Origin of the sequence: Peribacillus alkalitolerans, from assembly GCF_010882125.1 — a bacterium.
GTDB lineage: Bacteria > Bacillota > Bacilli > Bacillales > DSM-1321 > Bacillus_BN > Bacillus_BN alkalitolerans.
In genome coordinates, this window is sequence record NZ_JAAGVZ010000022.1 from 24,534 (window position 1) to 40,103 (window position 15,570).

Genomic DNA, 15,570 nt, shown 5'->3' on the forward strand with positions numbered 1-15,570 from the left:
TTGTACCTGATCATCCTTTCAAGCCTTTAGTATAAAATTTTTGACCCCTTGTATTTTGGTAATCGGGGTGGAAGTTTATCGTTAATAAAATAATGAAATATGGAAAAACGATTAAATGGATTAGCATTCTTAAAACGGTATATCCCAAAAGATTCGTCTCGAAGTAAGAAACCCCCGCAGTAAGGAGAAACCATATCAATACATTGGCTGCTATGACGAATAAGAGAAATAAAAACAAATCGATAAAGTTCGTTTTATATGAAACCCAGGTATTTTTTATTATCTCACCAATGCTCTTAGAATCTTCATAGTGCAATGGGAGTAAAACCATTAAACCAAGTGCAAGAAGTACAGGGATGTAGAATAAGGACGCGCCTATGAAAGAAATCAGCATAAAAGAAATCGAAGCAATGAGTAGAAACCCAAACTGCCCTAACACGGTTTTCCATAATTCCTTAAAATCCACTTCCTCATCTAGTAAATCCCTATTTGCAATTTTCATATAGGGCGGAATCATGGAAACATACATAAGGATGTAAAGAAACAAGAAATGGAAATTAATCAATTCAGGTCGGATGGTTTGTTGTAAAATCAGAATCCAACCTAGGATGAATAAATGCATCGGAAGAAAAAAGGTTATTGTACATGCGATTATTTTTAGTAAATGTCGGTTGTATATTTCAATGCCTTCCTTAAAATGCATAGTTTTTTACCTCAATTTCGAAAGAGTGGGTCCAAACTGAATGGTTAAAAAGCTAGCCAATACACAAGCCCCAGCTCCTAAAAGTAGACTTCTGAATGTACTATCCGCATCAGTCCACACGTTTACATCCATGAAGAAAATCGTAAACAACATATTCAACACCGCAAGTGTCACCCCTGAAAAATAAGCGGCAGAATAAGGGGTTTGCTCATTCCATAAAGCAGAAAGTACTCCAGCGGAACTATAAGTGACAAAGAACAAAAGGATTGAGAAGATGGGTAATTTGCTAAATCCAATCCAACCAGAAACTGCACCAAACACCGCTGATATGATAATGGCAATGCCTACAGCCTTAAATAATTTCTTAACATCCATGCTTTCCCCTTCAATCCTTAAATGTAGTGAATTTCGCAATACTGCTTTGTGCAAAGATTAAAAACCAAAGAGAGAAGAATAGATATATAGATGATAGGAAAATGGAAGCTGAGTCTCCTTGGTATTGATTTAAGATCCTTGAAGTAACTGGATAATAACCTCCCCCACCGATTAGGAGCACCACAATCGCAGAACCCCAATAGATAAAACGAATGCCTCGATTTCCTTTGCCGTTAGAAAGAATAGAAGAAAGTAAAATTTCTCGATATCTATACGACAGTACGAAAAATACGATCCAAAGTATGATTACCATCCAACCATTCAATAAAAGGACCGCCGGTGAGAGAAGGTAAATGGAACATAAAAGAAAGCCCAAATACGCGGAGAATCCTCTTAATCTTCTAGAGTTCGTGGACTTATTACTACTATCCAAATAAAGATTGAACAAAAAATAAGCAAGTAGAGTTACTCCTACAAAACTTATACTTCCTAAATTGAAATCGACGACCGAGAATAACGCAAACGAAAATACAAGTGGCAACAAAGTAAAAATGAGTACCTTTTTTCCCATATAACTCTCTCCTATATCTACCTACATAGATGTTTCTATTTAAAAAACCCAGCAACCGTCGAACCGAATGAGCTATTTTTGATTTTATCAGCCAGCTTCTTTCCACCAGAAGCGATTCCATCATATGCCCATTTGAATCCTGACTTAACACCATCTTTAATTTTGCGACCTGTAGAGGTGTTATTTAAGAAACCAGTCACGACAATGCCTGCTACAGCTCCTGCAACAGTTCCGATTCCTGGCACCACCGATCCCGTCGCTGCTCCTGCAAGTGCGGAAGCCAAGATACCAGTTCCTGTACTTACTGCTGCTGTCCCAATCCCGATAGTCACATCAGAGGAAAGTGAAGCTGCAAAATCAGTTGACGCCATTTTTCCTTTGTCTGGACCAAATGTGTAATCGTAAAGCGTCCCACCAGTTGATAATAGAATATTGGTCAGTCCATTTCCTTTCAATAATTCCTTTGGACCCCAGAACTTACTTCCTGTAAATGACCAATTATTTTTTAGTTCGGCTGACATGGATTTCGCAAAGTTGAAATTATTCTTTGTGAAAGCTTCTACAGCATTTTGAGAAATCTTCTTACTTGAACGCAAAATGATTTCCCCGTTGCTCTTTGATTTAAGAATCACCTGGTTATTTTGAAATTTATTAAGGTAACTGTATAGCTTTCCTTCAAAAAACGACATGTTGCTTGCAAATCTATTCTTACCTTCGATTCGATAGCGTCCATCGCTCAACTCCGTTAATCTGAAGCCGGACATTTGCGCGACAATCCCTTCTAGCGCATCATTCCCTTTAAAGAAAAGGTCTTTCGCTTCACCCATTTTTTCTATAAGGAAGTTACCCAGGCTTGCGTTTAAACCTTCAGAGCCATTACCCTTTGAGGCACTATTGTCTCCTTTTGCTTCATTTCCACCAGCACCATTAGGTGTCGTTCCATTTCCTAAAGCCGAATTGCCTTTCGTAGCTTGACCACCACCTGTCGCTTGGCCGCCGACCAAACCTTGACTGCCATTCGACGCTTGACCTCCGTTCAATCCTTGGCCATCATTTAATCCTATCCCACCATTCGGTCCTTTCCCTGTGCTACCAGGTTTACCACCCTCAATTCCATTTCCTCCATTTTGCCCATTTCCAGAAGTGACGGGGTTTCCTGGATCACTTGCATTCCCTACATTTAAACCAGGCATGGTAAACGCTATGCTTGGAGGTACCGGCGGAGAATTTGGGATAATAAAGACACCATTATGGTAAGGAAGAGCCGGAAAGATTATTTGACCCGAGGTTCCATTAGTACCCCCAGGATTAGCAGGGGTTCCAGGTGTATATACTTGACCTGGAATAATGAAATTTCCCCCACTGATCGGTTTTCCTCCTTGTACTGCTTTTCCTGGATCAATTGCTTTTCCTGGTGTGATAAACGAGCCTGCAAGCGCAATATACGGGAAGAATGTCCAAAACAAGAGAGTTACGACCATGAATACACTGGCAATTCGACTTAATTTCTTATGCTGCCCCATGTCTCTCCCACCTATTGAGTATTTTGTTGATACTTTTCTTCCAAGGTCTTTATCGCATCGATATAGCTCTTTTCATTTAACGTTTTTAATTCCGCTTTAAAGGCTTCAACTTCCGCTTTAATCCAATCGTGATATTCGCTATTTTTTTCATCTAAGTATTTTTTGGCCTCATCTGTAATTAGGCCTTGCTCCCAAAGAACAAATACGATTAGCGATATAGTGTCGTATTCATCCTGTGCTTTGACTTCTTCCTTTGTGATATAGACAAAGATATCTATATCATTTTGGATTTTTTTCCCTTCAAGCCTTTGTAGGCCATCATTTTTCCACTGCTTCCAAGTCTCAGCAAGATTATTTATTTTCTCTAGTTCTTCGTTCAATTCACTTTCATCTGCAACGTTTGCATAGAGGCCTTCTGTGACATCAGCGATTTGTTTTAATTCGTTCTGACCTTTACTATCTACATCAAACCCTATGACATTTACAATGGGTGAGATATTAGAAGAATAAAGATCTTTGGCAGCTTGAATTGGGTTATCCTCACATGTAGAGATTCCATCGCTTACTAAATAGACAATATTTGTATTTGTTTTACCATCAAATTGGGATAAATCCTTTTGCGCTTCCTTCAACGCCAAACCTGTTGGAGTCCAGCCAGTTGGTTTGATTTTGCCAAGTGATGATGTGAATTGTGTCTCATTATAGGTAGAAATTGGGTACATGATTTCACTGCTTGAACAGGAAATCTGCTGATCGGAATCCGCATTGCTTCCCTTATGTCCATAAACACGCAGTCCCACTTTAGCTTCTTTAGGTAATTGTTGAACGAACTTCATAATGGATTCTTTAGCGGCTTCCATCTTCACGGTCCCATTCACCTTCTGAGCCATGCTACCCGAAGCATCCAGGATGATTTCAACGTTCAAGTTTTCCTTAAATTGATAGCGGGAGTCCTTCATTTGTGGATCCCCTATCGCTTGAAACTTGAGCTGTCTGATTGCTTCTTCAGGTCCTTTATATTCCTCTTGTACTTGGCTTAATAGTTCATTATAAAATTGATCCATTTCCTTGTTAGTGGACTCTTTAGAAAGATCAGGTAGACCACTAAAAGTCTCGACCACCATCTTCTTATCCTCATCGTTTAAAAAGAAAGAAAAGTCGTTGTATTCTCCAACCGGCCTCATCTCAAGCTCTTGATAACTGTTTGGTAGAGGTTCCACTTCTACTTCTATTTCATCTTCTGTTGAGTTCTCAGTCTCATTTTTTTTATCTGGATTCTCTGAAGCGGCTACTTGTTTCTCCTCTTTCACTTCACTTATTTGCTCACCCTTGCTGCACCCGTTTAGGATGAGCGTAGCAAATAAGCAAGAAACAAATAGGTGTTTAAACTTCAACATCGTTTCCCCACCTTTTTTTGAATTAGCCTACCATCTCCGTAATTTTCTTAATGATCTTTGTGATGACCTCTCCAATTCCTGCTTCTTGCTTACTTACTGCTTGGGATACAATACCTAACACCAAGATTAACAGTGCTGCTAAACCAAGCCACTCTAAAGATTGTGCTCCTCTTTCGTTTTTCACCGGGTACATCATCTTCACAAATAATTCCTGCATTTTTCTTTTCATTTTGTCTCTCTCCTCTTTTATGTTTTTTTGCTCTTTTCGCATAGATTGTTGTTTTAAACTATAATAGTTTGTCCGTTGATTTCCGCTCCTGGCACTCGCTTTCCGCGGGGAGTGATGGGAGCCTCCTCGGCGTTACCGCCTGTGGGGTCTCCCACTTCCCTCTATTTCCCGCAGGACATTGAATAATCTTCCTCGAAAAACACCGCACGAAGGAAATGCGAATGCATTTTCGATGAGTCAAGTGCCCTCCGCTACAATCAACTCAGATAGTTAAAGTTTAATTACACCAAAAAAGTAACAAACTTTTCGAAAACAGCCTTACTTATTTAAACAAATCAAATAGATTGCTATTTTCGTTGAACATATTGATTAACATTAAACCAGCAATAAGAATTAGAGCTGAAGGCATCACTAGGAAAGTCGTAATCAATGTAACTTTCGGAGATGCTTTTGCCGCTTTTTCTTTTACTTTTTCTTTCTTTATTTTTCTCATTTCTTCTGCTTGTTGCTTGAAGGTCTTGGATATGGGAACTCCAAGGCGCTCTCCTTGAATAAGAGATTTAATGAGTAATTGAAACTCTTTACTGTCATTTCTGGCCAATAATGTTTGGTAAGCTTGTGGCCTAGGAACCCCTACATCCGTTTCCTGGATAAACCGTCCGAACTCTTCCTGGATAGGACCTTCGAAATAAGGTGCAATATCCCTCAGAGCTTGATCCAACCCGACACCCGCTTGCAAGGTGACACTCATCGTATCCAAAAAGTCAGGGAGTTGAAAGGATAATTCCTCTTGCCTGGCCCTTGCTTTTCCTCTTAGCCAAAAAATGACACTGAAATACCCTAAAAGGGGATATACGATGACAGCTACTTGAGAAAACGGGAACTGTAGCACTAGGCTAATCCCACCTATAATTAACCCAAGAATCATCAAGAACATTTTTAGCCCTTGGAATCTAGCCACAGTAAGGTGATACGGAAATCCTGCCTGCATAAGCAGTCTATGAATTTCCTCATTCTCACTAAAAAAGTTGATTCTTTGGCCAAATTCTGAGAAGTCATCTGCATACCGGAAGATTTTTGTTAGGATCTTTTCTTTTTTCGTAGACTTCTTTTTCAAATCAAATTGTGAGTGAAAACTCTTTTGCTTAATTTCTTCCTTTAACTCTTCCTTCAAGACGAAATAAGTGTAAAAGCTACGTAAGGATAGAGCTAAAAAAAGCAACGTAAGAAATAGTATGATTACAATTAATCCATCCATTTTTCACACCTTTATATTCGTGACTTTTCTTACAAGAATGAAAGTAAGGACGGTCCCCGTTAGGAAAAGTAAAAATAAGATGATGCCCAACCCAGAAAATAAGGGATCTAAAAATCCATCTATCACATTATTCATCATTAACACTAGAAAAATGGGAATGACAGGGACAATATAAGCAACATATCTTTGTTCCGCCGTCATGGTTTTGATTTCTTGCTGGAGCAACTTCCGTTCTTCTAACGTCTGGCCCATTTCATCCAATACCGCGAATAGGTTTCCACCGGCTTTTTTCTGAATCAACAGGGTCGCTACGAACAAACGGAATTCCCTGCTATCTATCCGCTTTTCCATAGAACGGAGAGCAACCGTAAAGTCGATTCCGAGAGCTAACTCGTTTGCCATTCTCTTAAACTCACCTTTTGCTGGTTGACTTACTTCCTGGACTACCAAATTGATACTTTGTGTCAGTGTCATTCCCGACCTAGTGCCATTGGCCAGTGTCCTGCATATTTGAGGGAGTTGCTCAATAAAACGTTCCTTCATCTTATTTTTCCGTAAAAGGAAAATAAGCTTTTTAACCCCTTCTAATACCAATCCTGCCAAAATGAAATTGATAGGGAATGTTATACTAAAAAAATTATTTAGGACAATAATGACTCCCATATACGCTACTACAAGAGCACCGATATATTCTGAAGGCGTGAAGGGAATATTTGCTTCTGACAGCCTTTTTTGGATTGGCTTGGCATATTCTGCTCGATCGAACCGATCCCCTAAGAGGACGATGGCACTCTTCCTCTTTTCTCCATCCTGGTAAAGATGATTGACTCTTTTTTTCCACTCCCTCTTTTCTTTCCTCACATCTAAAAGAAAATAAAGAGCAATAATGGAAACAAAAACAGCAGCGGTCGTTATGAAAGCGGCGATCACATGCCCACCTCCCCATATACTTCGGTGAAGGCTGTATCAGGTATCTTTATACCGAAATAGGAAAGCTTTTCTAAGCATTGCGGAATTTGGCCAGTTGGAGTGAAATAGCCTTCTATCGTTCCATCACTTCTCATACCAGTACGTTTAAAAATGAAAATGTCCTTTACCTCATGTGTTCCATCTGATTTCTTGGAAACTTCTGAGATGGATACAATTTTCCTTGTACCATCCGTCAATCGAGTAGCCTGAATAATAATGTCCAGTGCCCCAACAATGTATTCCCTAATAATATGGCTAGGCAGTTCCATTCCTGCCATGACAACCATAGCTTCAACCCTTCGTAGTGCATCATCTGGGGAATTGGCATGGACAGTCGTTAATGATCCTTCATGACCTGTATTCATGGCTTGAAGCATGTCAAATGCTTCACCGCTTCTAACCTCACCAACGATGATCCTGTCAGGTCTCATCCTTAAGGCGTTCTTCACTAATTGTCGTATCGAAATTTCACCGCTGCCTTCCACATTCGCAGGCCTGGCTTCCATCCCGACGACATTCGGGCGATTCAATCGTAATTCTGCTGAATCTTCAATTGTCACGACCCGTTCACCAAAAGGTATTGAAGTTCCCAATACATTCAACAAGGACGTCTTACCGCTACCCGTCCCTCCAGAGATTAGAATATTCAGCTTGGAAGTCACGACTGCCTTCAAAAACTCAGCCATCGCTGAATTGAGCGTGTTAAAGGATAAAAAATCATCCATTTTAAATGGATCTTTCCTGAACTTCCGGATGGAAACAAGTGTCCCGTTAAGGCTGACTGGAGGAATGACTGCATTTACACGGCTTCCATCTGGCAATCTAGCATCTACCATAGGAGAGCTTTCATCGATTCTCCTCCCAATCGGTGCCACGATTCGATCAACCACATGTCGTACATGTTCATCACTTCGAAACACGATATCTGTCAATTCAAGCTTCCCGAGCTTTTCCACATATACTTCGTTCCAACCATTTATAAGTATTTCAGTAATTGTCTCATCATTAATGAGCGGCTCCAGCGGCCCATACCCCACCGATTCGTCTAATATTCTAGTAATCAATATTTCCTTATCATGCCGGGAAATGACCGTTCTTTCCTCCGACATGAATTGACTGACCAACTGTTCGATCCTTAAACGCATTTCACCTTGTGACAGTTTGGTTAACACCTCAAGGTTTGTGTCCCGGAGTAGTCTAGCCTTATAATGATCGACTAGTTCATCCACAAGATGATTTTCATATTGGTACGATTGAATCTTTGCCAGACCGGTCATTCTTTCTTTTCTTTTATCAAATATGGACGTCATCGATCTTCCTCCTACTTCACCGCTGTCAAAGCCCATTTTCGAACATCCTTGGCAAAAGGAATCAACCTTCTTTCTTTGGGAATCTTCCGCACTGGCTCTCCCTTATTAATAAAAGGTTGAAGACCTTTGTAATCTAACCGGATTGTTCCTCCAATTGGGAAACGGAGGATATTTTTCAAATCTTTCTCTTGGACTTCATTTTCCTTGCCTGTTTTATTTAGAAGGATAGATGTACGAGATGGCAATTCGATGCCAAGTCTCATTGATAAGTCTTCGAATTGCTTTAATAGCTTTAAAGAAGGTGTATCTGGTGTCAGCACATAATGGATTCGATCAGACTCCTCTAATGCTGTGACCACCTGAGCATTTATATGGGAAGGCAGATCGACTACCACAAAATCAAAACTCCGTCGGCAAGTACGTAGCAGTTTTGCGATAAATTCATCTGTCAATGTTTCGGCTAACTCTGCATCGCATGGACTCAATAACACATCCAATTTGGAAGAAGGAATTTTTTGGGCCACATTCCTTATATGGCTTTCGTTCAATTCATTCGCAACTGGCAACAAATCAGCGATGGAACGATTAGAATCAATCGACAGCAACGTTTCCGTACCGCCAAACTGCAAATTCAAATCAATGAGAATAACTTCTGCATTCGTTTCAAGTTTTAGTGTCTGGGCAAAAGAGGATGCCAAGATGGAAGTTCCCGCACCTCCCTTATTGCTAAAGACAGAGATGATCTGACCCCTTCCTCTCGAGAAAGAAGAAATTTTTTTTTCGTTTTTCGTCTTATGAACTTCATAATTTGTGCAAATGGTAGGAAATCTACTAATCAATAAACTTAGTTCATCAGGATAGACAAAAAATTCTGCCGCTCCCGCTCTTGTCACGCTTCTCAAAGTAGTAAAATCAGAAGTTTTGCTGATATAAATGACAAGTGTGGTAGGACTGATCGATGTTATGTACTGGATGCTTTCTACTGAAATATCATTCTCTGGCTGAACAAATATAATGATATTTCGGACGTCACGATGAATCTCTCTAATCACATCTATCGGCTGTATATGCTGGATGGAATATTGGTCAGAAAAAGCGTTTAATAGCTGGTTATGGATGTTTTCATCATCACTGACTAAAAGTATGTTTAATTTCTCTTCCATGGTCATCCCTCTTCTGGCTTCTTCTCAAATTATTTCGGTTTATCCGTTTGTCCTGTACCTGGTTTTGCTGGTGTTGATGCAGGCTTGGTTGTTGACTGAGTGGTAACGTTAGAGTTTGTTGTTTTGGAAGCCGGAGCTGATCCAGTAGATGTTGTTTCACCCTCTACTGAAGCTTCAGATTCCGTATCGAGTTCATCCGCTTTCCCAACATTCGCTTTTAAAACCCTTACCTTGTCAGCATAGTTTTGGATATGGATAAGTTTTGGAGCATCCTCCGCGCTCACTTCCAATGCAACCCCTGAAAATTGTTTATTTTTCATATCCGCATAGGCAACGGGAACATCCCGCATGAACACTTCAGTCTTTGGAACATTTCCTTCCTTGGTCGAAACAATGATATCCACCCGATCCATGAACTCCACAACCTGATCAAATTGCACTTTTTCCGATGGATACATTGCCACCAATCGATTGTCTTCCTTACGTAAGTTTGAATATGGTTTTATCATATTTTTCGTAATGATTTCTTTGTCGCCCAACGGGACCACAACCACTTGGTTTAACAACTCTTCCTTATTCAAAACATGTGAAGGATTCACAAATTTATTTGGTATTTCTGTTGTCGTGATTTGATTGCTTTGAATGAGCGTCCTAGCTGGAATATCTCCGTTTGCTATATAGATTTTGGTCATTCCTCCTAGTTCTGAATTCAAATCTTTGACCTTCTGCAGCACCATGTATCCAGCAGTTGCCGCTAATAAAAAGGCCAGCATTAAAAATATGACCGCTCTTCTTTTTGACTCTAACATCCTGCATCTTCTCTCCTAAGACACCAAAGTGACTGATATTTAATGTAATGCTGTTACTTTTTACCTCGATTTATTCCCAAAGAAATCAAATTTTGGATAATAAAAAATAACAAACCTACTCATTAAGTATCATTAATTATTTACAGCGTCAAAGTCATGTCGAATCTTGTCTGGTACTAAAGCAACCCAAGTTCTTAGTCAATAAGGTTAATTTCCAGAATTTTCATCCTTTTACTGATCTTTCTTTTTAAACTCTCTTCATCCAAAATTAGGTAAATAGGAACATATAATGTTACAAATGTTAAATTTTATGAATCTTTTTAATCATTTTTCAAGAAACTCCCTCAACACATAGGGGCCGTTTTTATAAAACTCCCCGTATTAGATGTCCTAAATTAATAAAAATGGTGTTCGATGAAACTTACTTTATTCCTAAAATTGGCGACTTCGCCGACTTTCTTCTAATCGCAAAAATTATTGAAGTCGGTCTGCATACGACAATACAAAAATTAAAGTGAAAAGCAGTGTCCGAGTTTGTAGGATATTTAAGCAGTCTTTCCTGGGTACTGAATAAAGAGATTAAAGATCAAGTAAGGGAAATGAATCAAACAATTATCCATAGAGCTCCCTTTGATGAAGGGTATTCCATGAATATGTGAATTTGGGTTTTAGGAGATTAAGTATCATATATGTAGGGAAGGGAAGTCAGCGCCTCTATCTTCCGAAAATGAAAGATATTGGATTGAATTTAATAGAGAAATATATAACTATGTCGAGCTTAAAGAAGAATGGATGTAATGTGGCCACATGTACAGCAAGGATACTGATACGGAAGTCATCATTGATCTCTATAGGATAGGAGAATAAAGGAAGAAACTGCTCGGCATGTTTACCTTTGTCATTTGGGACAACCTCGAGCAGAAAAGTATGGTGTAATAGATTATTTTAAGATTAAGCATTTCTTTTATCTGTTTTTTGACACCTTTAACATCTTTATAAAGCTCTTTCCTTAAAAAGTTTGAATTCTATAGCATGTCCACCTTTTATCGGCAAAGAAAAATTGCTTTTATTAGCTTCTAATTTTGTCGATATTTACTCAGAATTTGTAGATATTTCTCGGGAAATTGTAGAAATTTGAAAAATGATGAATATGAATAGTCGGAACAAAGGCATTTTTATTTTTGATTTGGAGGCCTAATTAAATTGTCATACGTAACGAGTATCTCTATCTCTGTTTTCATTAGTTCCTTCTAATCTTTCTTTTTCTTAATTTACAAAGTCTTAGCTTTGTCGTCTAGGCTGCTAGTCCGTATTGCAAGACGCTACAAGAGTTTCGCTATCGGGTTGAACAAAGAGACGCCAATGCCATCTTTTAAAAGCTCATATCATTTCGCTCTATGTATTAAACATAATTTGGAACAGTGGGTGTTATAACTCCAATCCTTCTGTCTTGGAAGAGGATGTTGATTCATTCTGATGTATATCCAGTCTCATAACGGACCTCACTTTAAAGATGAAGGTCCTGTGTATTTATTTGCATGTTATATCGCCCAGCGATACGAAATAAAAACAGAACCGATCCCCCCTTACTTGAGAAACATATTTAGGGGAATTATGATTTTGCTTGAGCTTGGAAACCCTTAACGCTGAGAAATATCATTTGTCATTTATACATTCCCCTGATAAGTGGCAGCTTGTTCATTGGTTAAAACTATAAAAACCTCTTTTATTTGTTTGGGTCTATGGGTTGAATTGTCATATGTATCGGGCATCGCTATGTTTATATCTTCTAGATGCTTGTCCGTGTCGCTTAACGATATAAGCGATTCATTGTCGAAATGAATATAGATCGGCACATTACCATCTTTTAAAAAACATATCCATTTAATCAAGTTTTGACCACTTTTGAACAGGGTGTGTTCCATCCCACTTCTTTCTCAATTCTTTAAAAGTAATTACTCATTCATTTCGATGTAATTCATTTATATATATCGAACCCTGCTCTGCTATTAAACATAAAAGTGCTGAATTTATTTGCAAGTTATATCGCCCAACGATACAAAACATTAGAAAACTGGGCTAGCACCAAGCCAAGCTGCTTGCGATTGCCTATTTGCACTTATACTTTAATCCTAAAATTGGCCACGACGTCGCCTTTCTTCTTTGCTGCCAATTTTTACTTTCTTAAAGTACAAAAAAGAGCTGATCCCCTATCTTAAGAAACTCTATTTGGATGAATCGTGTTTTTGGCTCAAATATTTCTATATAAATAATTTGCTTCCACAATTCTTTACACAGTTTAACAATAAACTTAACAGGTACCTTATTTACGGAATAAGGAGAAAATCTCTTCCCATATTGATTTACGTTTTTGAACCGCTTCTTCTAAGCGTTTATTAAAATCATTTTGTGAATTCCATTCTTTTTTCTGTTCGTCCCGCATCATTTGTATTTCTTTTTGCAAGAGTTCACTTCTATGTTTTTCTTGTTCCAGCAATATTTCATAATGGGAATTTTGTTGGTCAGTTAATTTTTCAATTTTAGCATTAGTCCTTTGTGCTGAATTTCCAATACTTGAACTAATAACATGATGGTCTTGCTGGAGCTGGGAAACCCTTGTTTTAAGCTGTGACATATCGTTTGTCAGTTGGACATTCATTTCACGTGTGGCTGCAAGTTCATTGGCTAAAAACATTAAGACCTCTTTTAATTGATTAGGGTCGTGTAGTGAATTTTCATTTGTATCGTTTATCGCTATCTCTGTTTCATTGGATTCTTCTAATCTTTCTTTTTGTTGTTCCACAAGATCTTTAGCTGTATCGTCTAGGGGCTTGTCCGTATCGCGCAACGCTATAAGCGCTCTAATGTCAGATTGAACAAAGATACGTCGGTCGCCATCTTTCAAAAACTCATATCCATTCCGCTCTAAGATTTGGCCATACTTTCGAACTGTGGGAGTTGCAATTCCCACTTCTTCTGCCACCTCCTTTGAAGAGAAAGCTCGTTCATTTGGTTCTATATCGTGTCGCATATCACACCTCCACTCATTCAATATGAAGGTTTTTAAATTTTTTTACAAGAGTCATATCGCCCAAATCTACCCTAGTTAGGCGAGATAAAAATGCTTATGATGAATGTTTCTTGGACACAAATTTAACATAGGTGTCTAACAAGAGAGCAGTTATTTACTTTCGCTCCCTTTTAGGTCTCTCTGTGAACTTCTACCACAAGGACTTCTCAAATATTTCCCGTTTTTTTATAAAGTAAAAGCTCCATCTTCTACTGTAAGTAGGAGCTGGAGCTTTCGGTTTTCAGATGAGCTATGATTCGTTTTTTTGATTAATTTTTCTTTTGCAAAACTTTTAGCCCACTCCCCATATCAGAGGCAAGTACATAGTTTTGATCTACAAATACTCCCCAGATATAGGCATCCGCAGGAACATATTTCCCGATTTGTACCGGTTCACTTGGGTTCGAGATATCGACCGTTCTTCATACTATATAAAGAGCAGGTAATACTGTAAATCATAATGGCGAACGTATAAAATTCGAACCCTTTAATAGCTATATTTACAAACAAAGAAGGGATAAAAAACATGTTGCTTTTTATCCCTTCTTTCTATTATTAATGCTTTACTACCTCTTGACCACGTACATTCCAAGTTAGAGCAAAGATAAGTGCTGCAAGAACACAAGAAGCTGTTAATAACATAAATCCAGCATCCCAGCCAGATTTATCAACGATAACGCCCATTAAAGCGTTAGCTGTTACTGTGCCGCCAAGGTAACCAAAAAATCCAGTTAATCCTGCTGCGGTACCGGCAGCTTTTTTTGGAACAAAATCAAGCGCTTGTAGACCAATTAACATGACCGGACCATAAATTAAGAAACCAATTGCAATTAAGCAAATCATATCAACCATTGAATTTCCTGCCGGATTGAACCAGTAAACCAGAACAGCAACCAATACTCCTAACATAAATACAAAACCTGCAGGTCCACGGCGCCCTTTAAAGAATTTATCTGAAATCCAGCCACATAATAGTGTACCCGGGATACCTGCCCATTCATAAAGGAAATAGGCAACACTAGACTTACTCATATCGAAACCTTTTTCTTCACTTAAATAAGTCGGTGCCCAGTCTAATACACCGTATCTTACAAAATAAACGAAGATGTTTGCAACAGCAATTGCCCAAACCCACTTATTATTTAAAACATATTTGAAAAGGATTTCTTTTGTTGTTAATTCTGTTTCAAACGTTTTCTTTGAATTACTTGGATAATCATTACGATATTCTTCAATAGATGGTAAACCAACCGATTGTGGAGTATCACGAATTAAAAAGTATGCAATGAATGCAACAATAATGGCAACTAATGCAGGTACAATAAATACACCTTCATATCCTGAAGTAGAGTACCCTGACATTCCTGCAAAGATGGCAACACCTGCAACGGCAAGTGGTGCCATTAAACCTCCACCTACATTATGGGAAACATTCCATATTGCAGTTTTATTTCCTCTTTCATTAAGACTAAACCAGTGAACAAGGACACGACCAGAAGGTGGCCAGCCCATTCCTTGAAACCAACCATTTAAGAAAAGCATAATAAACATAATGGCAACAGATGAGGTAAAGAATGGGACAAACCCCATTAATAAACTAACAATTGCTGAAAGTATTAGACCAGCAGGTAAGAATATTCTCGGATTACTTCTATCTGAAATGGTGGCCATAACAAATTTGCTAATTCCATAGGAAATCGAAATAGCCGATAGAGCAAAACCGAGCTCCGTTTTTGAAAATCCTTCCTCAATTAAGTGCGGCATTGCTAACGAAAAGTTTTTTCGAAGCAAATAATACGCTGCATAGCCAATGAAGATCCCAAGAAAAACTTGAAGTCTGAGCTTCTTATACTCAGAATCAATTTTTTCAGCGGGTAATCTGTCAATAGGTGGAGCAGGTTTAAATAGATTAAGCATTTACTTTCCTCCTCGAATAAAAATAAGAAAACAAGATAAACATAAAAAAACCCATACTTAAAATGCACATTCTTAATTGAAAGTGCAAAAAGTATGAGTCTCCTCGTCTCCATCATAGTTAACTTGTTGTTACTATCTTATCTTTCATTGCAAACGCTGTCAATATACTTTTAATTAATGGATTGAGTGGGAAATTGAAACATTATGAATGTCTATCTTTGGATACAATTAACGGCATATTTCTTGAAAGGTCTCCCTGAACCAAATTCATTTATG

At 38.5% G+C, this 15,570-nt stretch carries 14 protein-coding genes and 1 pseudogene; all 15 read right to left on the reverse strand.

Annotated elements, in window-relative coordinates:
* Nucleotides 1-10: 10 nt before the first annotated feature.
* Nucleotides 11-703, reverse strand: a complete 693-nt coding sequence (locus G3O09_RS18635) for a hypothetical protein (protein WP_163102952.1) — start codon at nucleotides 701-703, stop codon at nucleotides 11-13.
* Between the two features lie 6 nt (nucleotides 704-709).
* The gene (locus G3O09_RS18640; protein WP_163102953.1) at nucleotides 710-1,078 is read right to left on the reverse strand and encodes a hypothetical protein; all 369 of its coding nucleotides are present in this window, start codon (nucleotides 1,076-1,078) and stop codon (nucleotides 710-712) included.
* Nucleotides 1,079-1,088: 10 nt separating this feature from the next.
* Entirely contained in the window at nucleotides 1,089-1,649 is a 561-nt protein-coding gene (locus G3O09_RS18645) for a hypothetical protein (RefSeq protein WP_163102954.1), read from the reverse strand.
* Between the two features lie 35 nt (nucleotides 1,650-1,684).
* The gene (locus G3O09_RS18650; RefSeq protein ID WP_163102955.1) at nucleotides 1,685-3,172 is read right to left on the reverse strand and encodes a hypothetical protein; all 1,488 of its coding nucleotides are present in this window, start codon (nucleotides 3,170-3,172) and stop codon (nucleotides 1,685-1,687) included.
* Nucleotides 3,173-3,183: 11 nt separating this feature from the next.
* On the reverse strand, nucleotides 3,184-4,569 hold the full coding sequence (locus tag G3O09_RS18655) for a vWA domain-containing protein (protein ID WP_163102956.1): 1,386 nt from the start codon (nucleotides 4,567-4,569) through the stop codon (nucleotides 3,184-3,186).
* Nucleotides 4,570-4,591: 22 nt separating this feature from the next.
* Entirely contained in the window at nucleotides 4,592-4,798 is a 207-nt protein-coding gene (locus G3O09_RS18660; RefSeq protein WP_163102957.1) for a hypothetical protein, read from the reverse strand.
* A 322-nt stretch (nucleotides 4,799-5,120) separates the two neighbouring features.
* Entirely contained in the window at nucleotides 5,121-6,056 is a 936-nt protein-coding gene (locus tag G3O09_RS18665; protein ID WP_163102958.1) for a type II secretion system F family protein, read from the reverse strand.
* Nucleotides 6,057-6,059: 3 nt separating this feature from the next.
* On the reverse strand, nucleotides 6,060-6,986 hold the full coding sequence (locus G3O09_RS18670) for a type II secretion system F family protein (protein ID WP_163102959.1): 927 nt from the start codon (nucleotides 6,984-6,986) through the stop codon (nucleotides 6,060-6,062).
* Nucleotides 6,983-8,335, reverse strand: a complete 1,353-nt coding sequence (locus G3O09_RS18675) for a TadA family conjugal transfer-associated ATPase (protein WP_163102960.1) — start codon at nucleotides 8,333-8,335, stop codon at nucleotides 6,983-6,985. The genes G3O09_RS18670 and G3O09_RS18675 overlap by 4 nt, the downstream gene beginning before the upstream one ends.
* A gap of 11 nt (nucleotides 8,336-8,346) precedes the next feature.
* On the reverse strand, nucleotides 8,347-9,498 hold the full coding sequence (locus G3O09_RS18680; protein ID WP_163102961.1) for a CpaE/TadZ family protein: 1,152 nt from the start codon (nucleotides 9,496-9,498) through the stop codon (nucleotides 8,347-8,349).
* 29 nt (nucleotides 9,499-9,527) lie between these two features.
* Nucleotides 9,528-10,307, reverse strand: a complete 780-nt coding sequence (cpaB, locus tag G3O09_RS18685) for a Flp pilus assembly protein CpaB (RefSeq protein ID WP_240338490.1) — start codon at nucleotides 10,305-10,307, stop codon at nucleotides 9,528-9,530.
* 1,667 nt (nucleotides 10,308-11,974) lie between these two features.
* Nucleotides 11,975-12,199: a hypothetical protein gene (locus G3O09_RS18690; protein ID WP_163102962.1), complete on the reverse strand. Its 225-nt coding sequence runs from the start codon at nucleotides 12,197-12,199 to the stop codon at nucleotides 11,975-11,977.
* 431 nt (nucleotides 12,200-12,630) lie between these two features.
* Nucleotides 12,631-13,338, reverse strand: coding sequence for a hypothetical protein (locus tag G3O09_RS18695; protein ID WP_163102963.1), 708 nt, complete (start codon nucleotides 13,336-13,338; stop codon nucleotides 12,631-12,633).
* Nucleotides 13,339-13,646: 308 nt separating this feature from the next.
* Nucleotides 13,647-13,799 (reverse strand): annotated as a pseudogene (locus G3O09_RS23045) (LVIVD repeat-containing protein); the annotation flags it as partial.
* A 133-nt stretch (nucleotides 13,800-13,932) separates the two neighbouring features.
* Entirely contained in the window at nucleotides 13,933-15,294 is a 1,362-nt protein-coding gene (glpT, locus tag G3O09_RS18700) for a glycerol-3-phosphate transporter (RefSeq protein ID WP_163102964.1), read from the reverse strand.
* Between the last annotated feature and the right edge of the window lie 276 nt (nucleotides 15,295-15,570).